The organism is Sorangium sp. So ce131, assembly GCF_051519095.1.
In the GTDB taxonomy this organism is placed as follows: Bacteria; Myxococcota_A; Polyangia; order Polyangiales; family Polyangiaceae; genus Sorangium.
Genome location: NZ_CP150455.1, coordinates 4798915 through 4824764, shown reverse-complemented (window position 1 = coordinate 4824764; position 25850 = coordinate 4798915). Strand labels below are relative to the sequence as shown.

Sequence of the window (25850 nt, the reverse complement as noted above, 5' to 3'; positions counted from 1 at the left end):
CGTGATGCTCGAGATCACCGTCGAGGCGCGGCTCGGGAGGCTCTCGATCGAGGCGCAGATCGCGATCCAGGACGGCCCGTTCGTCCTCGTCGGGCCGAACGGGGCTGGCAAGACGAGCCTCCTGCACCTGGTCCTCGGCGTCCTTTCCCCGCGCCGCGGCCGGATCCTGCTGAACGGGCGCGCGCTCTTCGACGCGGAGCGCGGGACCAACCTGCCGCCGGAGGAGCGCGGCCTCGGGTACCTGCCCCAGAACTACGGCCTCTTCCCGCACATGTCGGCGCTCGAGAACGTCGAGTTCGCCCTTGCCTGCCGCGACCCGAAGCAGCCCGCGAACGCGCGGCGCGGCGCGGCGCTCGCGGCGCTCCGGGGCCTCGGCGTCGCGGAGCTCGCCCGGCGCAGCCCGGCGGGCCTGTCCGGCGGCGAGCGGCAGCGGGTCGCGCTGGCCAGGGCGCTCGCGGCGAGGCCCGAGGCGCTGCTCCTCGACGAGCCGCTCGCGGCGCTCGACATCGGGGCCCGGCGGCACGTGCGCTCGTTCGTCGCCGGGTACCTGAGAGAGCTCGGTTTGCCGGCGCTGGTCGTCACGCACGACCTCGCGGACGCCGCCGCGATGGGGGGGCGCGTCGCCGTGCTCGAGGCGGGCCGCATCGTCCAGGTGGGCAGCCTCGCGGAGCTCCGGGAGCGCCCGGCCTCGCCGTTCGTCGCCGAGTTCGTCGCCTCCGCCGGCGTCTGATGACGCGCACGCGCCGCGGCCCTCGTCCGCCGGCGCGCCCGCCGGCAGCGCCGCGGCTCAGTCCTCCTGAGCGGGCGCCTTCATCGGCTCCCTCGGCGTGCGCCGCTCGGCCGGAGAGGGCGCCGATCCCTCGACGGCCTCCCCGAGCTCACGCGCGGTGGTCTCCACCGAGCGCAGGCTGATCCGCCCGGCGAGCACCAGGGTCGCGCCGAACTCACGGGCGTCGACCGGATCGAGCTGCAGGGGCGACGAGAACGCGTTCACCGCGGCCATCTGCCCCGCGGCGTAGTCGAAGCGCGCCCCGAACACGAGATCGCCGTACCGCGTATAGGAGACCATCCCGAGCCCCGCGTGCATGCCGCTCATCCGCTCCAGGAAGAGCCTCGACTCGGCCGACATGGGGCCTCGCAGCCGCGAGAGCGGGTTGAAATCGGAGACGACGCCGCCGATCAGGCTGAGGTCGCGCGTGAGGAACACCTCGGCGCCGAGCGCCACGTTGACGATCGGCGCGGCCTCCTCGGCGATGCGGAGCCGGCTCTTCGTCCGCTGCGCCGTCGCTCCCCCCTGGATCGCGACCTCCTCCCGGTCGACGACGACCCGCGCGAGCTCTCGCTGGCCCAGGTAGAGGAAGCCGTCGAGCTCCAGCCGCACCCGGCTCCACTCCGCGCTCGCGCCCGCGGCCAGGCGCATCGGCGACGGGGCCACGAACTCCCCCTCTGCGGCCCACTGGCGGACCGATGCCGTCTCGCCCGCGAGCGTGTCGTGGTAGCTCGCGTCGAGCGAGTCGAAGACGTGGAGGCTGGGCGTCCGCAGGCTGAGCCCGGCCGAGAACACCTCGGTCAGCCGGTAGGTCACCCCGAGGTGCGCCAGCACGTCCCACGAGTCGCCCGAGAGCGCGGACTGGAACGTGGCGCTGGTCGCCGAGCGCGTCGCCGTGTCGTCCACGATGCTGGAGACGGCCAGCGAGCTCGTGAACCGGGTGCGCACGACCGAGAGCGACGCGCCCACCGCGAGGCGATCCGTCGCGCTGTAGCTCCACGAGGGGCCGGCGCTGAAGCGGCCCCACTCGTAGCGGAGCGTCTGCGCCTGGTTCACGCGGCGCCCGGCGGACTCCCCGGAGAACGCGAGCGCGTCGAACCCGAACTCGTTCTCTTCCGTCTTGCCGAGGCAGGCGGCGAGCGCCTGGCGGCCCACCGGCGTCCGCTCCGAGGCGCCCTCGCGCGCGCCGCGCCTCAGGTCGAAGAAGTAACAGGTCGAGTCCGGGAAGGTGCGCAGCCCGTGGTCGTTCACCGTCGCGCCGTCGAGCTGCAGATCGCCGTACCGCGCGATGTCGACCGGACCTGGCTGGTGCCACGCGTGCAGCGTGCGGTGCGCGTAGCGGAAGAACCTCGACGAGAACGCGATGTTCCGGTCCTCGATGCGGACGATCGTGGCCGGGTTCAGGAACGGCGCGGCGCCGTCGACGCCCAGCACCACCCCGGTGCCTCCCATGAGCGCCGAGCGCCCGCCGAGCAGCGCCGACTGATACAGCCCCTGCGCGCGCGCCGGGGCTGCGCCGAGCGCTCCGACGAGCGCGACGGCGGCCGCGGCCGCGGCGCCGAGCGGCGCGCGGCGCGGCCCGGGGTGTCGGGCGGGGGAGCGCGGCCTGGTCGGCATGGCAGGGCGCCAGCATGGATCGCCGCGCCGGCGCCGCAACGGCAGCGTCGCCCCGCTGTGGCAGGATGCGACGTGCGCGCGCCGGCGGCTCCCGTGCTGTTCCGGCGCGTGCACCCGCGTTTCCGCCTTCTGTCCCGCCCCTCCGCGTCCTCGACCGCTACCGTCGCGCCGCCGCGATGCCCACGGCGAACGCGATGGCGTCCTCGATCAGGCCGAAGACCGGGGACGGCACCCGCGTCTCGCCCCTGCGGGCGCCGCGGTCTGCCCGCGTGCGGGCGCGGTTCCCGACGAACGCGCCCAGGGCGGCCGCGGCCGCGCCGATCACGGCGCCGGCGACGCGGGTGTTCCTGTGGGGGCTGCGGGCGCTGACCGCGGCGCCGAGCAGCGCCCCGATCGCGAGCCGCCCCGCGAGCGGGCCTTTCGACAGGCGGCTCGGCGCGTTCGGCAGCTTGTCCATGAGGAACTCTCCGCCCGCGAGGACGCTCAGCACGCGCTGGGTGACGGGCGACCGGAGCAGGTGCCAGAAGTTCCCCGTCTCCCCGTCGAACGCGCCGCGCCGCGCGGTGGCCGCGAGGATCTTCACGCCCAGCATCGAGCGCATCCCCGTCACCAGCCCGAGCCCTGCCGCCTGTCCCAGAAGGACGATCTCCGCGGGGCGAGATCGCCCGGCGCTCCCCGAGAACCCTACGTTGTCCATGACGTCCGCCAAAGCAACGCATATGCCTGGCCGCCCGAGCGCAGGGGCCGTCGGGCGGCCGCTCTCCGTGTGTCTCTCCGGGCATCGCGGTTGAAGGGGCCCGCGAAGTGCATTACCAGAGATCGGAACGCGGCTTGCCAAGCGGTCCATCCCTCATGCCTGCCACGCCCCTCACGACGCTGCAGACCGCTCCGCCCGAAGACGAACGGCTGAAGCGTCTGACCTGGCTCGGGCACTTTCTGGACAACTCCATCCGCATTCCCGGGGTCGGGTACCGGGTCGGTTACGACGCGGTCATCGGCCTGATCCCTGGCGTCGGCGATCTCGTGGGCCTCGGGTTATCGCTCTACATCGTGCTCGCGGCGACGCGTTACCGTCTCCCCGCCTCGACGTTGCTGCGCATGGTGCTCAACGTGGGCATCGAGACGCTGATCGGCACGGTGCCCCTCGTGGGCGACCTGTTCGACGCGGCGTACAAGGCGAACGCGCGCAACCTCGGCCTGCTGCACGCGCACCTCGCGGCCCGCAGCCAGGGCGGCGCGCAGCCCTCCGATCTCCGCTTCTATGCGGGTCTGTTCTTCGTGCTGGCGAGCGTCCTCGTCCTCACCGGCCTGCTGCTCTTCTCGCTGATACGGGCGCTGGACGGCCTTTTCGGCGCCTGACGTCCGCAGCGCGCCCCGGCGCGCGTGCGCCCCGGCGGTGTGCGCCGCGTCCGTGCCCTGGCTCGCCGGACGGCGCGTTACTTCACCGACGCTTTCACCGACGCCGACAGGTGGGCCTGCAGCGAGATCATCTGCGGGGTATCCACGCCGTCTTTCGGCTCCAGCGAGGTGAAGTAGCTCCCCCAGGCGGGCCCTGCGGCCCAGTAGGTCCAGCCCACGTAAACGTCCTTGTTCTGCTCGAGGTAGACCACGACGTTGGTGATGGCCTTAAGGCACACCGCGCCCGAGCCGCCGCTGAACTCTCCGAGGAAACCCTTTTTCTTGTGCTTCCGGAGCCACTCCGTGAACACCTGCAGCCGCTCCACCCCGACCGTCTCGCTGACGCAGGTCGCGGCTTTCCCCGACGAGTCGCCGTCGAGGTGCTGGTGGACCTCGAACGCGACGTACTGCTTCGGGTCGACGATCTTGAGGAGCGCCTCCGCGTTCGACGTCCCGTAAAAGGTCGCGTTGAAGCTGTGGGCCCCCGACCACCCGTTTCCAGGGACGATGATGAGGTTCGTCGCCCCCGTGTTGCGGATGGACACGATCGCCGCGTTGGCCGCCTCGATCCACACCTCGGTCGGCATGTCGTGCGGCTCGTTCATGAGGGCGAACACGACCTTCGTGTTCCCTTTGAACTCGACCGCGAGCCGCCCCCAGAACTCGGCGAAGTCCGCGACCGGGACCTCCGCGCCGAGCACGCCCGTTCCATACCGGGCATAATTGTGCACATCGAGCACCACGTAGGCGCCCTTGGCGACCAGGTTGTCGACGGTGGTCTTGAGCCGGTTGAGCTCTGCCGCGTTGAGCGGCTGGTTGCGCACCGGTTGCAAGCGTTCCCAGCGGAACGGCACGCGGAATGTGTTCATCCCCTTCGCGAGGAAGTAGTCCGCCGACGAGTATCCTTTGGAGAACGCCGGATCCGGGTAGTGGTAGTGGACCCCTGCCGTCCCTGGCAGGTTCCCCTTCCCGAACGGATCCACCGCGAACTCGGCCCCCGCCAGGCTGACCCCTCGCATCGAGAGCGGCTGCCCGAGGAGTTCTGCCCCTACCGGGGCATTCAGGGTCACCGCCGCGGCCCCGGCGGTGCCCGCCTCACGCGTCTTCTCCGCGTCCTCCCCCCTACACGCCCCCAGAACCGCCCCGACCCCCACCAACCCCCAAGCGACCGCTTTCCTCACAGCTCCTCCAGGCCCCCATCAGACCCCGCTGTGAGCCGCCGCGCAACCCTCCCCGCCCTCCCGCTCACCGAACGCCCGTCTGAACGGCCGTCAGAGCGGCGGGCGCCCGCACAGGAGACGGGCCCAGATCGGCGTTTTCGGCGCGGAAGCGCACTCCTGTGCGCTGAGCACCGAAAACGCCGAGGTGGGCCCGTATCCGAAGCGGGCGCCCGTCGCTCAGCTCAGTCGCGGGAGGAGGTGAAGAGGCGGAGGACGTACCAGAAGAGCATGGCGACCGACGCGAAGAGCTGGAGCGCGGCGCCGACGTACCGGTCCTCGGGGTAGTGGTGCAGGACGTTCGACGTGTCGTAGAGGATGGCGGCGCCGGCGAAGGCGACCATGGCGACGCTGAAGAAGGTGCCGAGCTGGAAGCCGAACAGGAGCGCGGCCGCGACGAGCACGAGCGCGCAGATGCCGCCCCAGCGCAGGAGGGCGCCCAGGAACGAGAAGTCCTTGCGGGAGAAGTAGGCGATCGCGGTGAGCCCGGCGAAGCCGGCCATCGTGACGAGCCCGGCGCTCTGGATCGCGCCGGGCGCGACCGCATTCGCGAGGAAGAGGAGCGGGACGAAGAGGATGGCCTGCGCGAGCACGTAGGCGCCCAGCGCGGCGTACTGCGCTGGCTTCGACGTGGAGGCGTGCGCCGCGTGTGTGGCGAGCCAGCTCACGAGCATGAACCCGCCGAGCACGAGCAGCCAGCTCGTGCCCGCCAGCGCCCTGGCGATGGTCAGGGCGGCGCCCGTCTTGAACAGCGCGACCTCGATCGCGGCAAAGAGGACGATCGCGCCGAACAGGTGGTTGTACGTTCGCACGAGGAAGCGCTCGCGCGGGTCGACGCCGGCACGGAGCACCGAAGAACGGGTCCCGTATCCTACGTAGTTCTGGTCCATGGTCCCTCTCGTTGGATGGTGGCCTCGACTCTAGCACGCCGCATGCCCGCCCGCGCCTGGCGGCGCGGGCTCGCGGCGTCGTGACGCGCGAGGAAGCCGGAGCGGGCGCGCGCCCGCCCGGCGCTCGTCGGGTCGGGAAGAGCCGGGTCGAGCCTCCGCCGCCGGCGCCGTCCGTGACCGCGATGGTCCGCGCTACGCCCGCTGCAGAGGCTACAAAGGCTGAGTTAGATCCCCTTCGGGATCTTGTCGAGGTCCACCTGGGAGAGCGCGTGGCGGATCAGCGCGCTGCGGTTCGCCTTCGTCATCCCACGCGCCTTGAGCGCGCTGACCATCTCGTCCAGCCGCTCGAGGTCCTCGGTGTACATCGAGATGCAGATCACCTTGTAGTGCTGCGGTCTCTCGGGCGGCGGCGCGGCGCCTGGCTCGGACGCGGCGCCGGCCGCGCGGCTCCTCGCGCACGAACGAGGCGCTTCCGCCGGCGCGTAGAACGCCCCCGACAGAACCCCTTCCACCTCGTCGCGATCGAGCAGCGCCCGCGCGGCGCCCCCGAGCTCGCCTTCGCTTTTCATAACTTCCTCCCGATCCATGCCTGGTCAAGACTCCGCCTTTGCGGGTCCCTCCACCCTCAAGGACTCCGCGTTTGCGGGTTCCATCACCCCTCAGGGCGCCGCGTCCGCGGGTCGCGCCGCGCGGGACTCCGCGTCCGCGGGTCGCACTCGCACCGCGCGGGACGCCGCCTTCGCGGGTCCGCTCATGCGCCCGCCGCCGCGGCGCCGGGCCGCTCCGTCGCCGGGTTCGCCCGGCCGATGCTCCACGAGGCCGGGTCGCGCAGCACCCCCGCCTCCGAGCCGGTCACGCCGCGCTCGCGGCTCTCGATGATCCGATCGACCACCGCGAGATAGTCGTCCGCCGCCGGCGTCCCCGGCGCATACTCGAAGATCGTCTGTCCCTGCGCGGGCGCCTCCTTCACCTTGATCGCCTGGCGGATCGGCGCGAGGCAGCGCTCCCCGAAGTGCTGCTTCATCGTGCCCACCGCCTCGCGCGCGATCTTCGCGCGACCGTCGAAGAAGGTCGGCAGCACGCCCCAGATCTGCACCGGGTGGTGCAGCAGCGCGTTCACGTTCTTCACCGTCTTGATCACCTGCCGGACGCCGACGAGCGACAGGTAGTCGCACGCGACCGGGACGAGCACGCTGTCGGCGAACACCAGGGCGTTCTGGTTCATCAGCGACAGGCTCGGCGAGCAGTCGAGCACCACGAAGTCGTACGCGGCCGCCGCGGCGGAGAGCCGCTCCGAGAGCACGCGGTCCCGGTTCTGCCGCCCGGCGAGATAGAGCTCGGCCGCGGCCAGCGTCTCGTTGGACGGCAGGAGATCCAGGTTCGGGCGTACCGTCCTGGTCGCATCGGCGACCCGGAGGCCCATCACGAGCACGTGGTAGAGCGACCGCTCCGCGCCCGCGCCGAGCGAGACCGAGACGTTCCCCTGTGCGTCGGTGTCGACGAGCAGCACCCGCTTTCCGCGGGCCGCGAGCCCTGCCGCCACGCTCACCGCGGTGGTCGTCTTGCCCGTCCCGCCCTTGTGGTTGAACACAGCCAGATACCGCGGCACCCCGGCCGGTCGCTGGGGCGGCTGCGCCTGCCGCTTCGCCCCGCCGACGGTCGGCGACACGGACACCGCGACCGCCCCCTGGGCGCGGGCCTCTGCCGGCCCCGCCGCGGGCTCCGTCGGCGCGGCCGCCGCGGGGGGCACCGCCGCCGCGCCCCGCGCAGCCGGCGCCGCGGCCGCCGCCGGCTCGCCCTCCGCCCCGGCGGCGCGGGCCTCCGCGGCGCCGCGGGCGGGGCTCCCCGCTGCCTGCGGCGCCTCGCTGGCGTCCTCCGGCGGCCCCTCGGCCGGCATCGCGGCCGCGGCCGCGATCTCCCCGAGCCGCACCCCGTTCGCCTCGCGGACGAGCTGCGTCCGGCACCCCATCGAGCACGCGTAGCGCCGCCGCCCCGCCACGTAGAGCACCTGCGACACGAGATCAGGGGTGAAGCGCTTCGCGCACGCGTCGCACGTCGCGAGCGCGGCGCCGCCCTCGCCGCCGAGCTGGCTCTTTTCGAGGCACTTCTGCGAGCAGAAGAAGGAGAACCCGCCGTCTTTCTCCTCCATCTGATACCGGAACTGGACCTCGAATCCGCTCCCGCAAACGCTGCACGTTTCGCTGATTCCGCTCACAGCTCGCTCCTTCGCGCCACGCACAGCGATTTCCCCCGGGCGCAGCGCTGACCATCATCACAGTCAACGCCGCCGGGTCAACTTTTCTGCGAGCGCGGCACGGCCTTCCTTCCGCGCAGGAAGGGCCGCCGCGGGGGAGGACCGCCGTGACGAGGGCCGGCGCGAGACGAGCGCGTCCTCCTCCGGGAGGTGATGGTCGCTTTCGCCCGGAGTGAGCTACATGGCGACTGGAGGGCAGCAAACCATCGAAATTACTAGTTTTTTTGCTGCTTTCCCGTCTCTATCGTCCAGCTCGATCGCTCCCGGGACGACGCCGGACCACCTCAGTGACGGAAGTGCCGGACCCCGGTGAACACCATCGCGACGCCCGCCGCGTCGGCCGCGGCGATCACCTCCGCGTCCCGCACGCTGCCTCCCGGCTGCGCCACCGCCGTGATCCCGTGGGAGGCGGCGAGTTCCAGGCCGTCCGGGAACGGGAAGTAGGCGTCCGACGCGAGCACGCTCCCGCGAGCACGCTCGCCCGCCTTGCTGCACGCGATACGCACGCTCTCGACCCGCGACATCTGGCCGGCCCCGACCCCGACCGTGCGCCCCGGCACGGCGAGCACGATCGCGTTGGATTTCACGTGTTTGCACACGCGCCAGCCGAGCTCGAGCGCCTCGATCTCCTGCTCGCTGGGCGCCCGCTTCGTCACGACCTTGCCGCCGCGCACCTCGCCGGCCGCGGTCGCGTCGCGGTCCTGGACGACGAGCCCGCCGCCCACGCGCTTCCACGTGATCTCCCGGTGGTCCGCCGGCAGGAGCGCGCCGGTCGCGAGGAGCCGGAGGTTCTTCTTGGTCCGGAGCACCTCGAGCGCCTCGGGGGTGTACGCGGGAGCGACCACGCACTCCAGGAAGGTCTCGATCAGCACCTCGGCGGCCGCCCGGTCCACCTCGCGGTTCAGCGCGACGATCCCGCCGAAGGCGCTCAGCGCGTCCGCCTCGCGCGCCGTCCGGTAGGCGCTCGCAAGGTCGTCGCCCGTCGCCACGCCGCAGGGGTTCGTGTGTTTCACGACCACCGCGGCGGGCTGGGCGAACTCCCGCACGGCGTCGAACGCCGCGTCCACGTCGACGAGGTTGTTGAACGAGAGCTCCTTGCCGCCCGCGCCCAGCGACTCGGCCAGCGCGAGCGAGCCCTGGGCCGCGCCCCGCTCGCGGTAAAAGGCGCCCGACTGGTGCGGGTTCTCGCCGTACCGGAGCGGATAGGCCCGCTCGAGCGCGATCGTCAAGAAGCGCGGATAGGCCTCGCGCTCCGCCGCGCTCGGCTCGCCGTCCTCCGGGAGCGACGACAGGTAGCCGGCCACCATCCCGTCGTAGGCTGCCGTGTGGGCGAACGCCTTCGTGGCGAGCCGCCGCCGCGTGGCGCTCGACAGCCCACCCGACGCCTCGATCTCGGCGAGCACGGCGTCGTAGTCGGCCGGATCGACCAGGACCGCCACGCGCGCGTGGTTCTTGGCCGCGCTCCGCACCATCGACGGGCCGCCGATATCGATGTTCTCGATGATCTCGTCGTGCGTGACCCCCGGCTTCCGGACCGTCGCCTCGAAGGGGTAGAGGTTGCAGACCACGAGATCGATCGGCTGGCCGCCGAGGCGCGCGAGATCCTCCTCGTCGATCGCGCCGCGCATCAGGATGCCGCCGTGCACCCGCGGGTGCAGCGTCTTCACCCGGCCGTCCATCACCTCGGGAGACCCGGTATAGGCCTCCACGCCGATCACGGTCACCCCCGCGTCGAGGAGCGCCCGCTGCGTCCCCCCGGTCGAGAGGATCTCCACGCCCCTCGCCGCGAGCCGCCTGGCCAGCGGCAAGAGCCCCGTCTTGTCCGATACCGAAATCAGTGCGCGTCGAATCATCGCGACGCCAGCTAATGCGTCTCGGCGCCCGCCGCCAGCCTCTATCCGTCCGCGCCGGGCGCGCCGGCGGTCACGCTCCAGGCGGCGCGGCCGGCGCGGCCGGCGTCGGCTCGCCCGTCGCGGCCGGCGCGGGCTTGACGGGGGCGTCCTCGGTCACGAGCTCGCCGTCGCGGTACTCGAGCACCCCCTTCGGCGGCCCGAAGATCGCCTCGGGCTCGGGCAGCACGAGCGCCTCCCGGAGCACGTCGTCCACGTGCTCCACCAGCACGAGCCGCAGCGACTTGAGCACCCGCCGCGGCACGTCCCGGAGGTCCTTCCGGTTCTCCTTCGGCAGGATCACGGTCGCGATGCCGCCGCGGTGGGCGGCGAGCAGCTTCTCCTTGAGCCCGCCGATCGGGAGCACACGACCCCGCAGCGTGATCTCGCCCGTCATCGCGAGATCGCGCCGCGCCGGCACCTTCATCAGCGCGCTCACGAGCGCCGTCACCATGGTGACGCCGGCGCTCGGCCCGTCCTTGCGGACGAAATCGGGGAAATGGATGTGGACGTCGACCTTCTGGTAGACGTCCCCGTCGAGCCCGAGCCGGTCGAGGCGCGAGCGCACGTAGCTCATCGCCGCGTGCCCGCTCTCCTCCATCCCCTTCTCGAGCAGCCCCGTGATCACGAGCTTGCCCTTGCCGGGGACCACCGTCGCCTCGGCCGGCAGGAGGTCGCCGCCGACGTTGGTCACGGCGAGGCCGTTCACGAGCCCGACCTCGTCGCGCTCCTCGCGCTTGCCGAGCCGGTACTTCGGCACCCCGAGGTACTTCGGGACGCTCTTCGCGACGATCTCGACGGGCTTCTCCTTGCCGTCGGACACGACCTTCCGCGCCACCTTGCGGCACACGCTCGCGATCTCGCGCTCCAGCGAGCGCACGCCGCTCTCCTTCGTGTAGTGGTGGATGATCGTCCGGAGCGCCCCCTCCGTGAAGTCGAGCGTCACGTCCTCGAGGCCGCACTCCTTCCGCTGCCGGGGGACGAGGTACTTCACCGCGATGTTCAGCTTCTCGAACTCCGTGTAGCCCGAGAGCTGGATGACCTCCATGCGGTCCTGGAGCGGCACGGGGATGCCAGAGAGCGTGTTCGCCGTCGTGATGAACATCACGTCGGAGAGGTCGTAGTCGAGATCCAGGTAGTGATCGTTGAACGTGTGGTTCTGCTCCGGATCGAGCACCTCGAGCAGCGCCGCCGCCGGATCCCCGCGGAAGTCCGTCGACATCTTGTCGACCTCGTCGAGCAGGAACACGGGGTTGTTGGTGCCGACCTTCTTGAGCGACTGGATCAGCTTCCCGGGCAGCGCGCCGATGTACGTCCGCCGGTGGCCGCGGATCTCCGCCTCGTCGCGCACGCCGCCGAGCGAGAGCCGCACGAACTTGCGCCCCGTCGCGCGCGCGATCGACTTCGCCAGGCTCGTCTTGCCGACGCCCGGCGGCCCCACGAAGCAGAGCACCGGGCCCTTGAGCTTCTTCGTGAGCGCCTGGACCGCGAGGTACTCGAGGATCCGCTCCTTGATCTTCTTCAGCCCGTAATGATCCTCGTCGAGGATCTTCTCGGCCTCGACGAGGTCATAACGCTCCTCGCTCTTGTCGTACCAGGGCAGCTCGAGGATCCAGTCGATGTAGTTGCGCACCACGGTCGCCTCGGCGCTCGTGGGGTGCATCATCTTCAGCTTCTTGAGCTCCTTCTTGACCTTCGCGGCGGCCTCCTTGCTCATCCGCTTGGTCTTGAGGGCCTCCTCGATCTCCTGGATCTCGTTCTTGAACTCGTCGCGCTCGCCGCCGCCCAGCTCCTTCTGGATGGCCTGCATCTGCTCGTTGAGGTAGTATTCCTTCTGCGTCTTCTCCATCTGCTTCTTGACGCGACTCCGGATCTTCTTCTCCACCTGGAGAATCTCGATCTCGGCCTGCATCAGCTCGATGAGACGCTCGAGCCGCTTCTGCGGCTCCTCCATCTCGAGCAGCGCCTGCCGGTCCGTCAGCTTGATGGTCGGCAGGTTGGCGATGATGGTGTCGGCGAGCCGCGAGGCCTCGTCGATGGCCTGCACGGCCATCAGGACCTCGGGCTGGATCTTCTTGTTGAGCTTGACGTACATCTCGAACGTCGACTGGACCGAGCGCATCAGCGCCTCGACCTCGACGCTCGAGACCGAGCTCTCGGCGATCTCGTCGTACTCGATGAGGAAGTACGCGTCGCTCTGGACGTAACGGCGGATCCGCGCCCGGCGCTTGCCCTCGATGAGGACCTTGACCGTGCCGTCCGGCAGCCGGAGCAGCTGCATGATCGCGCCGACCGAGCCGACGCCGAAGATGTCGTCCGGCGTCGGGTCGTTCGTCTTCGCGTTCCGCTGCGCGGCGAGGAAGATCTCCTTGCCGCGGTTCATCGCCTCGTCGAGCGCGGCGATGCTGCGCTCGCGGCCGACGAACAGCTGCGAGACCATGTGTGGAAAGACGATGATGTCGCGTAGCGGGAGCAGCGGGACGATGCCCCGCTCGGGTGCGTTCTTGCCGCGATCACTGTCGTTCTTGAAGAACATCCGCCGTCTTTCCGGGAGTGTCGGGAGGCGGGGCTGCCCCCCGCCTGCGTTGTCACGAGTGTCCTGGTTTACTGCTCTAGGTCCGCCGTCCCGGCCCGCACCCCCACGGGGGGAGCGGCGCCGGGCGCGGTCGAGGGTGATGCTGGAGGGGCCGGAGAGCCGCGCCGCGCGGGCCTCCGGCGCGGACGCGCCTGCCCGCGCCCCCAGGGCAAAGCGCTACGCGAGCTCCGCCTCCTTCGTGTACACGATGAGCGGAGGCTCGTGCTTCACGATCACGTCCTCGCTCACGACGACCTCCTTGATCCCGGTGCGGGACGGGACGTCGTACATGATGTCGAGCATCGCCGACTCGAGGATCGCGCGGAGGCCGCGGGCGCCGCTGTTCCGCTCCAGGGCCAGGCGGGCCACGGCCACGAGCGCTCCCCGCGTGAACTTGAGCTTCACCCCGTCCATCTCGAAGAGCTTCTGGTACTGCTTCACCAGGCTGTTCTTCGGCTTCGTGAGGATGTCGATGAGCGCCTCCTCGTTGAGCTCGTGGAGCGTCGCCACGACCGGCAGGCGCCCGATGAACTCCGGGATGAGCCCGAACTTGAGGAGGTCCTCCGGCTGGACCACGCTGAGCAGGTCGCCCAGCTTGAAGTCCTTCTTCGCCTTGATGTCGGCCCCGAACCCGAGGGTGTTCTGGCCGATGCGCCGCTGGATGATCTGATCCAGCCCGACGAACGCGCCGCCGCAGATGAACAGGATGTTCGTCGTGTCGACCTGCAGGAAATCCTGCTGCGGGTGCTTCCGGCCGCCCTTCGGCGGCACGTTCGCGATCGTCCCCTCGATGATCTTGAGCAGCGCCTGCTGCACGCCCTCGCCGGAGACGTCGCGCGTGATGCTCGGGTTGTCGCTCTTGCGGCTGATCTTGTCGATCTCGTCGATGTAGACGATGCCCCGCTGGGCGCGCTCGACGTCGTGATCCGCGTTCTGCAGGAGCTGGACGATGATGTTCTCGACGTCCTCGCCGACGTAGCCGGCCTCGGTCAGCGTCGTCGCGTCCGCGATCGCGAAGGGGACGTTGATGATCTTCGCGAGCGTCTGGGCGAGCAGCGTCTTGCCGGAGCCCGTCGGGCCGAGCAGGAGGATGTTCGACTTGGACAGCTCCACGTCGTCCGAGGAGACCCGGCTGTCGATGCGCTTGTAGTGGTTGTGCACCGCGACAGCGAGGATCTTCTTGGCGCGGTTCTGGCCGACGACGTACTCGTCGAGCGTCGCTTTGATGTCGGCGGGCTTGGGCACCGGGGTCGACCCCGCGTACGGCTCGTCCTTCTCGACCTCCTCCGCGATGATGTCATTGCAGAGCCCGATGCACTCATCACAGATGTACACCGTGGGGCCCGCGATGAGCTTCTTGACCTCTTTCTGCGATTTGCCGCAGAAAGAGCAGCTCAAATTTCCATTCGAGTGATCGTCCCGCCTTCTCTCCACTTCGACCCTCAGTGCGGTCTGCCGACGCTGCCGCTTCAACGAGAGGTGGGGGGCCGCCGGCGCGACCCCTCCAGCTTGGGACGGGAACGGCTTCCACCGTTCCCGAGAATTTCAGCGATGCGCAGCCAAACGCCGCGCCCGGATTCTAGTCCGGTGCCCGTACCGTCGCAAGCTAACGGGGGTGGTCTCCAGCCTGCCGCCAAAGTCGGGGAATCGCCCGATGGCGGCCGCGGCGCGCGCCCTGACGAGGCCGCGCGCCACGGGGAGCGCCGCGCGCCGAGCGAGGTCAGCGCAGCGCCGCCGCGCCCCGCCGCGCGGCGCGCCGCGGCATGACCCGCGCGCGGGAAGCGCGGCAAGGCAGACGCGGCGCGCGCCGCGCGACCGCGCGCCGCGGCGACCTCTCGCGCTCCGCTCCGCTCGAGCGCGCCCGCGAGCCGACGGGGCGCGGGCACCTACTTGTTCCGCTTCGGGAAGACCTCGTCGATCAGGCCGTACTCCTTGGCCTGCGTCGCGCTCAGGTAGAAGTCGCGCTCGATGTCCTTCGCCAGCTCGTCCCGGTTCTTGCCGGTCGCGTCGACGAGGATGTCGATCAGCGTCTCCTTGATCTTCTTGATCTCGCGCGCCTGGATCTCGATGTCCGTCGCCTGGCCGCGCGCGCCGCCGAGCGGCTGGTGGATCATCATGCGGGCGTGCGGGAGCGCGAAGCGCCGGCCCTTGCGGCCCGCGCCGAGCAGCACCGCGCCCATCGACGCCGCCTGGCCGATGCACATCGTCGAGACCGGGCAGCGCACGTACTGCATCGTGTCGTACATCGCGAGCCCCGACGTCACCACGCCGCCCGGGCTGTTGATGTAGACCTGGATCTCCTTCTCGGGATCCTCGCTCTCGAGGAACAGGAACTGCGCGATCACGGCGTTCGCGACGAAGTCGTCGATCTCCGTGCCGATGAAGACGATGCGGTCCTTGAGGAGGCGGCTGAAGATGTTCCACTCGCGCTCGCCGCGGTGGGTCACCTCCGTGACCGTCGGGAGGATGTAGGCCTTCTCGCGTTCGAGAAACTCGATGGCTTGGGTGCGGGTTTCGACTCGTCGGGTCATCCGGTGCTCCGGGGGGTTGCTGCCGCGCGGCAGGGGCTCTACTCCTGGGCCAGACTGCGTCCGATCGCAAGACCGAACGCGCCCGAGGCTACCGGAAATGTCGGCGGGTCGACGCGCGGCGCACGGAACACGCGCCGCGCCGGCGCAGCACACATCGGAGGCGACGCGCCGCGTGGAGAGGGCGTCAGGGCGCGCGGTACGCGGCGCGCCTCGACCACGCGCGCGGTACGCGGCGCGCCTTGACCTCGCGCGCGGCGCCGGCGCCTCGGCGCCTCGACCGCAGCGCGCGGCCCGCGCCGCGGCGGCTCGAGGCGCGGCCGGCGCCGTCAGCCGGCGTCGGTGATCTTCGCCGCCGCCTCGATGATGTCGAGGATCTTGTCCTCGAGGATCATCCCGGCGAACAACTCGCGCTTCTGGGGCTCGCGGTACTCCGCCTTGACCTTCGCGACGTTCTTGCCCGTCTGCTCGGCGAGCTCCTCGTAGCCCTTCTCGAGGTCGGCCTCGGTGATCTTGACCTCCTTCGCCTTGGCGATCTCGGCCATGACCAGGCCCGCGCGCACCTTCATCTCGGCGTCGAGCCGCACGCGCGCGCGGAACTCCGGCGTCGGATCGACGCGCTGCCCCTTGCGCCGGGCCGTCGCGAGCAGCTCGCGCTCGGCGAGCTGCGCCTGCTGGTCCACGAGCGACGGCGGGACCGGGATCGGGTTCGCCTTGCAGAGCTCGACGACGAGCTGCTCGGCCACGTTGTCGCTCGCCCGCTGCGTCAGCTCCTTCTCGAGCTTCTTGCGGACCGACTCGCGCAGCGCGGGGAGGCTCTCCTCGCCGCAGTCCTTCGCGAACTCGTCGTCGACCTCCGGGAAGATGCGCTCGCGGAGGTCCTTCAGGGTGATGTGGAACGTCGCCTCCTTGCCCCGGAGGTCAGCGTTCGAGTGCTGCTCGGAGAACGTGACCGCCACGTCCTTCGACTGGCCGGGCGTCAGCCCGAGGAGCGCGTCCTCGATCTCCTTGAAGACCTGGCCGCTGCCGAGCTCGGTCTCGATCTCCTGCTCTTTCGTGTCGTGCAGGGCGCCGCCGACCGCCAGCGTGAAGCTGATCGTCGCCACATCCCCCTTCGCCGCGGGGCGCTCCGGATCGGGCGCCTGCAGGGTCGAGTGCTCGCGCCGCAGCGCGGTGATCTCGGCGTCGATCATCTCCTCCGTCGGCGTCGTCGAGGGGCGCTTCACCTCGAAGCCCTCCCACTTGACCTCGGCGATCTCGGGCCGGACCTCGAAGCGGGCCTTGTAGGAGAAGGTGTCGTCGGGACGGAGCTCGGTGGGGGCGATCGCCGGCTGGGACAGCGGCTGCACCTGCTTGTCGGCGAGCGCCTGGTTCAGCGTGGAGTCGACGAGCCGCTGGGCGACGTCGGCGTGGATGCGGCCGCCGTAGAGGTGCGCGAGCACCTGGCGGGGCGCCTTCCCAGGCCGGAAACCCTTGACCCGGGCCGTCCGCTGGAGCGCCGTATAGGCCTTGTCGACCTCGCTCCGGACCCGGTCCGCGGGGACCTCCACCTGAAACTCCATCAGCACGGGAGAAAGCTTTTCGACGTTGACTTGCATGGCGGTCTTTTTTGAAAGGGCGGCACTCGTGCCACGCGTCGCCGGGGGGGTCAAGACGACCGGCAGGACGCTCCCTGAAAAAAAAGGAGCCCCGGCGGAGAGGCGGCCGCCGGGGCTCGGGATCCCGGGAGGGATCGTGCAAGCTGAGGTGCAGCGCCGCGCGGCGCTGCGATGCAGACGGGACGCTCGGGTCAGGGCGCGGGGCGCGGGTCCGCCGCGCTCGCCGCCCGCTCGTGCTCAGTCGTCGTCCGAGACGTCAAACGGGTCCTTCTCGAAGTCGAGCTCAGCGTCGAAGGAGCCTCCCTCCTCGACGATGTCCTCGAGCGAGAACCCCACACGGCTCGGGCGGAGAATCTCCCGCTCGAACTCCGCAAAGCTCTGATACGACTTGGGAAGCGGCATCTGTCCTCCTACGGTTGCCGAGGCGACGTCGTGGCGTCGGTCCGCTCGGCGAAGCTGGGCGTCACGTCCGTGGATCAAGGGGCTGCCAGCGCCGATGCCCGCCGCGTACCGCGGGGGGACGGCGGCGCGGGCCAGGCGCCGACCTGGGTTGAAGCGAAGGCGTAAGCACGAGGACCTGCGCGGGGGCGAGCGGCGCGCGCTCGCGTCCGTCGCACCAGAACGCGCGGGCAAGGACGCGATCGACCGGACCCGGGTCGACCGGAGCCAGCAGCGCGCCCCCGAGCCCGAGGCAGCGGCCTCGCCTCGAAGCGCGCCCGCGGGCCGGATGCCCCGCCGCGCGATCACCCTTGACCACATCAAGCGACATGTGGGTCACTGTAGACGCCCCCGCCGTTCAGGCCAACAATCTGGCGAGCGAACGCCGGAGAGGGGGGAAGCGGGCGGAAGCGGGGGGAACAACGCGGGGGAAACAGAGCGGGGGAGCAGCGGGGGAACAGAGCCGAGGCTCCTGCTTCTCTCGACGTGCCGTTGGGGGTCGTGTAAGCAGCCGGGTCGGACGCGACACAGCACGATGCCCTCGCCCAACGACGGGGGCGCGGCCGGCAAACCCGGCTCCGCCTCCAAGCCTCCGCCTGTGGTCTTCGCCATCGCCAACCAGAAGGGTGGCGTCGGCAAGACCACGACCTCGGTCAACCTGGCCGCGAGCTTCGCCGCGGCGGAGCGCCGCACCCTGCTCATCGACTGCGATCCGCAGGCGAACGCGTCGAGCGGCGTCGGCGTGCGGCGCCGGAGCGTGGAGGTGTCCCTCTACGACGTCCTCATCGGGCAGGCGGCGCTGAAGGACGCGATCGTCGCGACCGAGGTCCCGCTGCTCGACGTGGTGCCCGCGACGCAGGACCTCGTGGCGGCGGAGCTCGAGCTCGTGGACGCGAGCGACCGCGCGGTGCGGCTGCGCGGCGCGATCGCCCCTGAGCTCGCGCGCTACGACTTCGTCGTCCTCGACTGCCCGCCGTCGCTCGGCCTGCTCACGCTGAACGCGCTCACCGCGGCGCACCGGGTGCTCGTGCCGCTCCAGTGCGAGTACTACGCGCTCGAGGGGCTCACGCACCTCATGGCCACCATCGACCGGGTGCGCAACGGGTTCAACCCGGGGCTCTCGGTCGAGGGCGTCGTGCTCACGATGTTCGACGGGCGCAACTCGCTCACCCACCAGGTGGCCGACGAGGTGAAGGCGCACTTCCGCGTCTTCGACGCGATCATCCCGCGCAACGTGAAGCTCAGCGAGGCGCCCTCCCACGGCAAGCCGGCGCTGCTCTACGACGCCCAGTCGAAGGGGGCGCAGGGCTACCTGAGCCTCGCGCGCGAGATCATGGAGGGCGCGCCCGCCGCGGCGGACGCGGCCAGCCGGCAGCGCGCGGACGCCGCCGAGGCGGAGCGACAGGCCGATTCCCCGCCGACCACCGGCGGAGCGCGCGCGAGGGACGCACGACCGAGATCATGAACGCCGATCAGAAAGGCGCCCGGCGCGCGCTCGGACGGGGGCTCGACGCCCTGCTCCCGGCGCCGCCGTCGGCGCAGCCGAGCACCGAGGGGCGCAGCGTGTTCGTCTGCGCGATCGAGAAGATCGTCCCGCAGAAGGGGCAGCCGCGGCAGCACTTCGACGAGACGGAGCTGGAGGAGCTCACCGGGAGCATCCGCGAGCACGGGCTCATCGAGCCGCTCATCGTGCGCCGGACGCAGGCCGGGAGCGACGGCTTCGAGCTCATCGCCGGCGAGCGGCGGTGGCGCGCGGCGCAGCGCGCGGGGCTCCGCGAGGTGCTGGTCGTCGTCAAGGACGTCTCGCCGAAGGAGGCGTTCGAGCTCGCGCTGGTCGAGAACGTCCAGCGCGCCGACCTCAACCCGATCGAGATCGCCGAGGCGTTCGACCGGCTGCTGCGCGAGCACAGCTACACGCACCAGACGCTCGCGGAGCGGGTGGGCAAGGACCGCACGACCATCGTCAACTCGCTCCGGCTGCTCCGGCTGCCGCAGCGGATCCGGAGCATGGTGATCTCGCGCGAGCTCAGCGAGGGCCACGCGCGGGCGCTGCTCGGCGCGCCGAACGACAAGGTGATGGCCGAGGTCGCCGATCGGACGGTCCACGGCAAGCTCCCTGTCCGCAAGGTCGAGGCGCTGATCAAGGCGGCCAAGGTGAAGGAGGGCCGGGCCGCCGCCGCGGACGGCGGCGAGGACCCCGGCGAGAAGAAGCGCGGCGGGAAGTCGCCGGCGATCAAGGACCTGGAGGCGCGCCTCATGCGGCGGCTCGGGACGCGCGTCGAGGTGCGCGACGACGGCGGCCGCGGCGAGCTCGGCATCACCTACGGCTCGCTCGACGAGCTGGACCGCCTCCTCGAGTTGATCGGCGCGTGAGCCGGCGCGCGTGAGGCGCCGGCCCGACCTGCGGGCGCGAGCGCCGCGCGAGGGCCGGCGGCGACGGCGGCTCAGGCCGCCACGCGCCGGCCCGATCGCCGGATCACCTGAACTTCGCGCTCAGCTCCTTCACCTTCGCGCGCGCGCGCTTGCCGATCTCGGTGTCGCCCCCGAGCTTCTCCGCCTCGGTCAGCGCCCGGAGCGCGCTCTGCGGCCTGCGCTCGGCCAGGAACGACAGGCCGAGGTAGTAGTGCGCGGCGGCGAAGCGCGGGTCGACCTTGATCGCCGCCTCGTAGTCCGCGCGCGCCCCCTGCTCGTCCTTCAGCTCGTGCCGGCACGTCCCGCGGCGCACGTAGAGCTCGGCGTCCGGCTTCAGCTTGATCGCGCGATCGAACGCCGCGACGCAGTCCGCGTAGGCCCCCGCCGGCCCGAGCATCCGCCCGATCGTCGCGATCGTCGCCACGTCGTCGCCGGTCTGGGCGAGCGCCTTCTTGAGCTCCGCCGCCGCCCGGTCGTGCTCCTTCGCCTCGAACAGCATCGCGCCGTAGGCGAAGCGGGTCGCGGCCGTGTCCTCGGCCTTGATCGCCGCCTCGTAATGCTTGCTCGCGCTCGCGACGTCGCGCTTCAGGCCGTACGCGTAGCCGAGGTTCTGGTGGAGCGGCGCCCGGCCGGGGGCGTGCTCGAGCGCCTTCGTGAGCACCGCGATCGCCTCGTCGGGGCGCGGCGGCTCGTCGAGGTAGAGCGCCGCCAGGTTCAGCGAGGCGGCCTCGAGCTTCGGATCGTTCTCGAGCGCCTTCTTGTACGACGCCTCCGCGCCCGCGCGGTCGTTCGTCTTCTCGCACGCGAGCCCGTGGTAGTACGACGCCTCGGCGTTGCGCGGCTCGTGCGCGACCGCCCGCGCGAGGTGCTGCTTCGCCTCCTCGTACTTCTCGTTCTTGATGTAGGCGATCCCCCGGTCCAGCTCGGTGGACGACGCGCCCCGCGAGGCCGCCTCGTCGCTGCCGTCCGGCGGATCGGCGAACAGCGGCTCGCGCGGCGGCTCCTGCGCTCCCCCGCACCCCGCCACGCACGGCGCGAGCGCCGCGAGCGCCGCGACCGACACGAACGTCACGACCGCCCGCGCGCCGGCCGTCCCCCGCGCCGCGCGCGCTGTCCACCTCTCGTTCATCCGACACTCCCTTCGTCGTCCATCCCCTGGAGCACGGCGTGGAGCCGCTCCTCGACCTCTTGCGTCCGCTTGCCGGGCGCGATCTTCGTCCCGTCCGCCTCGCTCACATAGAACACGTCGACCACGCGCGTCCCCTCCGTGTTGATCTTGGCGACCGAGATCGACAGGCCGAGCTGGTAGAGCGCGTCCGAGATCGCGAACAGGAGCCCGGGCCGGTCGCGCGTGAGGACCTCGATCACCGTGTGGTGCGAGGCGCGATCGTCGATGGAGATCTGCGTCCGCACCTTCGGCGTCGGGCGCTCGCGCAGCGCGCCGCCCCGGCGCTTCTTCGCGAGCTCGGCGCCGGAGATCTGGCCCGAGAGCACCGACTGGATGTCGACCATGAGCTTCGGGATCGCGCGGGCGACCCCCCCTACCCCGTCGCCGCGATCGCGCACCCAGAACAGGTCGACGGCCTGCAGGCGCACGCCCGCCGGCGGGGACGAGCCCGCCCTCGCGCGGAGCATCCCGCCCTCCTCGAGGCCGAGGTCCTCGCACGCGCGCGAGTGGATCTGCGCGGCGTGGACCTCGAGGCGCGACGCGGCGAGCGCCGCGGTGATCGCCGCGAGCAGGCCGGGGCGATCCGGCGCGACCACGCAGACCTCCGCGGCCTCCGGGTGCCGCGACGGCACGAGCGCGACCGAGGCGCCGTTCTGGGAGGACTGCTGCTGCCGCGCGAGCTCGGAGTGCGCGGCGATCGCCGCCGGGCTGTTCGAGAGGAGGTAGCGCTCGGGCATCGACGCGAGGTAGCGGGCCAGGAAATCCCGCCGCGCGTGCCGCTCCGCCTCGCCCGCCGCCGGCAGATCCTCGAGGGCGCCCACCGTGCCGCTGATCGCGCGGGCCATGCGCTGGTCGTCGGCGCCGATCGGGCCGGCCTCGCCCCGCGCGCCCCGCAGCGCCCCGTCCGCGGCGAGGTAGAGCTCGTCGAGCATCCGCGCCTTCCACGACGTCATCGACGTCGGGCTCGTGGTCGACAGATCCGCGACCGTGAGCAGGAACAGATCGCGCAGCCCCTCGCGGCCGTGCACCTCCTGGCAGAACTCCGCGATCGTCGCGGGGTCGTCGAGGTCGCGCCGCGTGGCGATGAGGTACATCACGAGGTGCTTCAGGATGAGGTGGCACGCCTCGTCGACGTCCTCCGGCGGGAAGCCGAGCCGCTCCAGGATCGCCCTCGCCATCTCCGCGCCGCGCCGGCTGTGATCGGTGCCGCCGATCGCCTTGCCCACGTCGTGCAGGAGCGTGGCGAAGAACAGCATCGTCGGCCGCGTCGCCTCGGCGGCGAGCCGGCACGCGAGCCCGAACTCCCCCGCGAGCTCGCCGCGCACGAGCGCCGCGAGCCGATCCACCGCGGCGACCGAGTGCACGTCGACGGTGTACACGTGGTAGACGTCGTGGTGCACGCGCCCGACGACGGGCAGAAACTCGGGGATCATGGCGAGCAGGAGGCCGAGGTCGTGCAGCTCGCGCACGACCGAGCCGCTCTGGAGCGCGGTCTCCTTGCAGGTGGCGACGAGGGTGCGGAAGCGCTCGGCGGCCTCGGCGCTCTCGCGCAGCGCCGCGCAGAACGCCGGATCCCCGGCCGCGCGGACGATCGCCCCGCGCGCGTAGGGCAAGAGCGGCACGCCGCGGTCGACGGCCTCGGAGACGAGCCGGAGGGCGATCGCCGGATCGGTCCGGAGCAGGTCCGGATCGCTCATCGTGATGCAGCCGTCGAAGAGCCGGACGCCGGCGCCGAGGTCCTCGTCGCGGCGGCGCCGCCGCGTGAGCGTCGGCGTGGCGCGCGAGATGATCATGTCGAGGGCGCGCGAGATGGTCCGGGCGCTCCGGTAGTAGTCGCTCATCATGCGCTCGACCGCCTCGGGCGACACGGCGGGCTCGGACGAGGGCGGCGCGCCCGCGCCGCCGGGCCCCGCGGCCTTGCTGTAGCCGAGCGCGCCCGCGCAGATCTCCTGCTGGTCGAACGTGAGCCGGTCGGTCCGCCGCCCGGACTGCGCGTGGAGGAGGTTCCGGATGCGCCAGAGCATCTCCGCGGCGCCCCGGATCTCCTCCGCCTCGCGGGCGACGAGCGCGCCGAAGCGGACGAGCGCCTCGAACTCGCCGACGCCGTAGCGCGCCTTCGCCGCCCAGCGGGCGACGTCGAGGTCGCGCAGCCCGCCGGCGCCGTTCTTCACGTCCGGCTCGAGCAGGTAGACCGAGCCGCCGAAGCGCTCGTGCCGCTGCGCGATCTCCTTGCCGAGCCGCTCGATGAAGCGGGGCAGCTCCGAGTGCGCGAACAGCCCGTTGGCGGCGCGCTGCCAGAGCGCCTCCGACAGCGACGCGTCGCCGACGACGTGCCGCCAGTCGAGCAGGCTCGTCGCGGTGGGCAGGTCCTCGCGCGCGCTCTCGACGAGGTCGTCGATGGTGACGACCTGGTGCCCCACGGTGACGCCCATGTCCCAGAGCGGGTAGAGCAGCGCGTCCGCGATGGCGCCGGCGCGCTGCGCGTCGCGGGCGAGGATGCGCACGTCGAGGTCGCTCCGCAGCGCGACGGCCCCCCGACCGTAGCCGCCCACGCCGGCGATCGCGACCGCGTCCCAGGCGGCGCGGCTCGGGTTGCCGGACTCGCGCAGGAGCTGGAAGAGGCGGGCGAGGAGGTCGTCGAGCAGGCGCGCGTGGCGCCGCCCGAGGGCGACCCCGAGCGCGGCCGGGTCCGCCGCCGGAGAGGGGCCGCTCGGCACGGTGCGATCGAGCGCCGCGCGCTCGCGCGCGTAGGCGGCGCGGAGCTCGGGGAGCCCGCTGGGCCTGGAGACGGGGGAGAGGTCGAAGCTCATGCGGTGTGTGTAGCTTGCTCAGGTGCTCGGGGCGCGGAAGGCGGTGACCTGCGCGTTGACCCGGACGGGGGTGAGACCGGCGCCGCAGAGGCGCGGCGCCTCGCTCGCTGCCGAGAAGAGGAGCCCGCCTGGGCCGAGCTCGGCCGCGAGGCGGCGGGCCACCGCGTCGCCGGCAGGCTCGGCAAGATACAGGAGAACGTTCTTGAAGAAGATGATCTGGAAGCCTCCGCTCGGCACCGCGTGGACGAGGTCGCAGACCTCGAAGGACACGACGTCGCGGAGCTTCTGGCAGACGTGCAGCGCGCCGCCCTTGAGCTCACAGTACCGCTGAACGAGCGCCGGGGGGAGCTGCTCGGCGGCCTCGGCCGAGTAGACGGCCTCGCGCGCCGCGTCGACGGCGGCGGTGGAGCGGTCGACGCCGAGCACGCTGAAGCGGCGGCCCGCGCTGGCGAGGATCATGCCGAGGGTGTAGGCCTCCTCGCCGGTGCTGCAGCCGGCGGAGAGGCCGGCGATGGGCAGGTCGGGCGGCAGTTTGGGCAGCACCGTGGCGGTGATGGCCTCCCAGATGATGGGATCGCGGTAGAACCGGGTCTCCCCCACGCGGAGCGCCCCGACGATCTCCTCGAGGGCCTTCTTGTCCTCGGGCAGCTGCTCGGCGGCGGCGAGCGGGGACACGCCGAGGCGGGCGGCCACGCCGTTCAGGATGGCGAGGACCCGCTCGCGCACCCATCCGGGCGCGGCGAGGCTGCGGCCGAGGCCGTAGCGGCGCTCCAGCTCGGCGAGCGCCAGGTCGACGGCCCGGCTCTCGGAGCGCGCCGCGGGGCCTTCTCCTGTTCTCGGCGGTCGGGCCATGGGGGGGGCGGCGCCGCGATCAGCCCAGGAAGCCGGCCTTCCTGGCCTGGGCTCCCTTGGCGCCGCCGTCGAGGGCGACGGCGAAGACGTCCTTGCGCGCGAGCAGGAACGTCTCGCCCTTGTTGCTGCGGGCCTTGAGGAGCCCGTCCACGCGGAGGATCGCCTCGATCTTGGTCACCTGGAGCGACACGCCGTCGTGCGCGGCGTAGAGCGTCAGGAGTCGCCCTTCGGGGAGCTCGGCCCAGCCTTCCTTGTCGATCTTGGCCTCGGCCGCGTCGAGCGCTGCCTGAACGATGTCGTCTGTCATGAGCAACGTTTCCGTCCCGCGCCCGGCCGCGTCAAGCGCGCGGTGAGCGGATCCGGCGATGGGCGGCCGAAGGGCGGGGATCGACGCGCTCGGGGTCCAGCTCCGTGGTACCTTACCGCCCCGATGTCGAGGAGGCCGCCCAGCCACCCCCCCCAGGACGGCGCCGCCCCCGGCGCAAAGCAGCCCGGCGGCGCCCCCGGGGCGAAGCAGAACGGCGGCGCCCCGGGCGCGAAGCAGAACGGCGGCGCCCCCGGCGCGATGCAGGACGGCGCGCGGCCGCCGGGCTGGCTACCCGAGGATCACATCTTCGTCGACGACCTCAAGAAATCGTTCGGTCCGACGAAGGTGCTCCACGGCATCACGATGCACCTCCGGCGGAGCGAGACGGCGGTGATCATCGGCGGATCGGGCGCGGGAAAGACGACGCTGCTCCGGCTGCTCATCGGCCTCGAGCGGCCGACCACCGGGCACATCTGGGTCGACGGCGAGGACATGGGTGTGCTGAACGACTACGAGATGAACCGCATGCGCCAGCGGTTCGGCATGGTGTTCCAGTACGCGGCGCTGCTCGACTCGCTGACGATCTTCGACAACGTGGCGTTCCCGCTGCGGGAGCACCGGAAGCACATGTCGAAGAAGGACATCCGCGAGAAGGTCGTGGGCATGCTGAACTCGCTGGGCCTCGAGAACAAGGAGGACCGGATGCCGTCGGAGCTGTCCGGCGGCCAGCGCAAGCGCGTGGGGCTCGCGCGCGCGCTGATGCTCGAGCCCGAGATCCTGATCTACGACGAGCCGACCAGCGGGCTCGATCCGCTGACGAGCCGGATGGTCGACGACCTGATCGAGGAGACGCGGGCGCGCTACAACGTGACGAGCGTGGTGATCTCGCACGACATGGCGAGCACGTTCCGCATCGCGCACCAGGCGTTCCTCGTGATCCAGGGGCGCGTCATCGCGTCGGGGACGCCGGACGATCTGGCCTACGGCGACAACGAGCAGGCGCGGGCGTTCATCGCGGCGGCGGGGGTGGCGCCGGAGAAGGTCTCCCGGGTGAACCGGCCGGCGCTCCCGGCGCCCGGCGAGGGGGACGGCGGGCGGGTGATCGAGTTCAGGAAGGCGGCGGAGTAG

The 25850-nt window shown here is 71.6% G+C and carries 21 protein-coding genes; 5 read left to right on the top strand and 16 right to left on the bottom strand.

Annotated elements, in window-relative coordinates; translation table 11 throughout:
• Positions 1-4: 4 nt before the first annotated feature.
• The gene (locus tag WMF43_RS17755; protein ID WP_437681605.1) at positions 5-730 is read left to right on the top strand and encodes an ABC transporter ATP-binding protein; all 726 of its coding nucleotides are present in this window, start codon (positions 5-7) and stop codon (positions 728-730) included.
• 57 nt (positions 731-787) lie between these two features.
• Here the strand turns inward: WMF43_RS17755 and WMF43_RS17750 are convergent, their stop codons facing one another.
• Both WMF43_RS17750 and WMF43_RS17745 read right to left on the bottom strand, forming a co-directional pair.
• Entirely contained in the window at positions 788-2386 is a 1599-nt protein-coding gene (locus WMF43_RS17750) for a hypothetical protein (RefSeq protein ID WP_437681603.1), read from the bottom strand.
• A 157-nt stretch (positions 2387-2543) separates the two neighbouring features.
• Entirely contained in the window at positions 2544-3083 is a 540-nt protein-coding gene (locus WMF43_RS17745) for a DUF4126 family protein (protein ID WP_437681601.1), read from the bottom strand.
• Positions 3084-3238: 155 nt separating this feature from the next.
• Between WMF43_RS17745 and WMF43_RS17740 the strand changes: the two genes are divergently transcribed.
• Positions 3239-3745, top strand: a complete 507-nt coding sequence (locus tag WMF43_RS17740; protein WP_437681599.1) for a DUF4112 domain-containing protein — start codon at positions 3239-3241, stop codon at positions 3743-3745.
• A gap of 77 nt (positions 3746-3822) precedes the next feature.
• Here the strand turns inward: WMF43_RS17740 and WMF43_RS17735 are convergent, their stop codons facing one another.
• The 10 genes from WMF43_RS17735 to WMF43_RS17690 form a co-directional block, all read right to left on the bottom strand.
• Complete coding sequence (locus WMF43_RS17735) at positions 3823-4803, bottom strand: glycoside hydrolase family 5 protein (protein WP_437681597.1); 981 nt, start codon at positions 4801-4803, stop codon at positions 3823-3825.
• Positions 4804-5186: 383 nt separating this feature from the next.
• Positions 5187-5891, bottom strand: coding sequence for a Bax inhibitor-1/YccA family protein (locus WMF43_RS17730; protein WP_437681595.1), 705 nt, complete (start codon positions 5889-5891; stop codon positions 5187-5189).
• Between the two features lie 224 nt (positions 5892-6115).
• Positions 6116-6460, bottom strand: a complete 345-nt coding sequence (locus tag WMF43_RS17725; RefSeq protein ID WP_437681593.1) for a hypothetical protein — start codon at positions 6458-6460, stop codon at positions 6116-6118.
• 182 nt (positions 6461-6642) lie between these two features.
• Positions 6643-8106 carry an AAA family ATPase gene (locus WMF43_RS17720; RefSeq protein WP_437681591.1) on the bottom strand — a complete coding sequence of 488 codons (1464 nt, stop codon included), beginning with the start codon at positions 8104-8106 and terminating at the stop codon, positions 6643-6645.
• Positions 8107-8429: 323 nt separating this feature from the next.
• On the bottom strand, positions 8430-9998 hold the full coding sequence (gene purH / locus WMF43_RS17715; RefSeq protein ID WP_437681590.1) for a bifunctional phosphoribosylaminoimidazolecarboxamide formyltransferase/IMP cyclohydrolase: 1569 nt from the start codon (positions 9996-9998) through the stop codon (positions 8430-8432).
• Positions 9999-10068: 70 nt separating this feature from the next.
• The gene (gene lon / locus WMF43_RS17710) at positions 10069-12570 is read right to left on the bottom strand and encodes an endopeptidase La (protein ID WP_437681589.1); all 2502 of its coding nucleotides are present in this window, start codon (positions 12568-12570) and stop codon (positions 10069-10071) included.
• A gap of 216 nt (positions 12571-12786) precedes the next feature.
• The gene (gene clpX / locus WMF43_RS17705) at positions 12787-14043 is read right to left on the bottom strand and encodes an ATP-dependent Clp protease ATP-binding subunit ClpX (protein ID WP_437628033.1); all 1257 of its coding nucleotides are present in this window, start codon (positions 14041-14043) and stop codon (positions 12787-12789) included.
• Between the two features lie 452 nt (positions 14044-14495).
• Positions 14496-15140, bottom strand: coding sequence for an ATP-dependent Clp protease proteolytic subunit (locus tag WMF43_RS17700; protein WP_012235778.1), 645 nt, complete (start codon positions 15138-15140; stop codon positions 14496-14498).
• A gap of 326 nt (positions 15141-15466) precedes the next feature.
• Entirely contained in the window at positions 15467-16735 is a 1269-nt protein-coding gene (gene tig, locus WMF43_RS17695; RefSeq protein WP_437681587.1) for a trigger factor, read from the bottom strand.
• Between the two features lie 237 nt (positions 16736-16972).
• Positions 16973-17137 (bottom strand): transcriptional regulator, encoded by a 165-nt coding sequence (locus tag WMF43_RS17690; protein ID WP_437681585.1) that lies wholly within the window; start codon positions 17135-17137, stop codon positions 16973-16975.
• 571 nt (positions 17138-17708) lie between these two features.
• Between WMF43_RS17690 and WMF43_RS17685 the strand changes: the two genes are divergently transcribed.
• Together WMF43_RS17685 and WMF43_RS17680 are read left to right on the top strand one after the other, a co-directional pair.
• Positions 17709-18638 (top strand): ParA family protein, encoded by a 930-nt coding sequence (locus WMF43_RS17685; protein ID WP_437681583.1) that lies wholly within the window; start codon positions 17709-17711, stop codon positions 18636-18638.
• On the top strand, positions 18635-19546 hold the full coding sequence (locus WMF43_RS17680) for a ParB/RepB/Spo0J family partition protein (protein ID WP_437681581.1): 912 nt from the start codon (positions 18635-18637) through the stop codon (positions 19544-19546). The genes WMF43_RS17685 and WMF43_RS17680 overlap by 4 nt, the downstream gene beginning before the upstream one ends.
• Positions 19547-19649: 103 nt before the next feature.
• Here WMF43_RS17680 and WMF43_RS17675 read toward each other — a convergent pair whose 3' ends face one another.
• The 4 genes from WMF43_RS17675 to WMF43_RS17660 are packed head-to-tail and all read right to left on the bottom strand — an operon-like array spanning position 19650 to position 24722.
• On the bottom strand, positions 19650-20714 hold the full coding sequence (locus WMF43_RS17675) for a tetratricopeptide repeat protein (protein WP_437681579.1): 1065 nt from the start codon (positions 20712-20714) through the stop codon (positions 19650-19652).
• Positions 20711-23563 (bottom strand): [protein-PII] uridylyltransferase, encoded by a 2853-nt coding sequence (glnD, locus tag WMF43_RS17670; protein WP_437681577.1) that lies wholly within the window; start codon positions 23561-23563, stop codon positions 20711-20713. Before glnD ends, WMF43_RS17675 begins: the two co-directional genes overlap by 4 nt.
• An 18-nt stretch (positions 23564-23581) precedes the next feature.
• Positions 23582-24415 (bottom strand): CheR family methyltransferase, encoded by an 834-nt coding sequence (locus tag WMF43_RS17665; protein ID WP_437681575.1) that lies wholly within the window; start codon positions 24413-24415, stop codon positions 23582-23584.
• A 19-nt stretch (positions 24416-24434) separates the two neighbouring features.
• Positions 24435-24722 (bottom strand): hypothetical protein, encoded by a 288-nt coding sequence (locus WMF43_RS17660; RefSeq protein WP_437681573.1) that lies wholly within the window; start codon positions 24720-24722, stop codon positions 24435-24437.
• 123 nt (positions 24723-24845) lie between these two features.
• Between WMF43_RS17660 and WMF43_RS17655 the strand changes: the two genes are divergently transcribed.
• A complete protein-coding gene (locus tag WMF43_RS17655) occupies positions 24846-25850 on the top strand; it encodes an ABC transporter ATP-binding protein (RefSeq protein WP_437681571.1) in 1005 nt (334 codons plus the stop codon).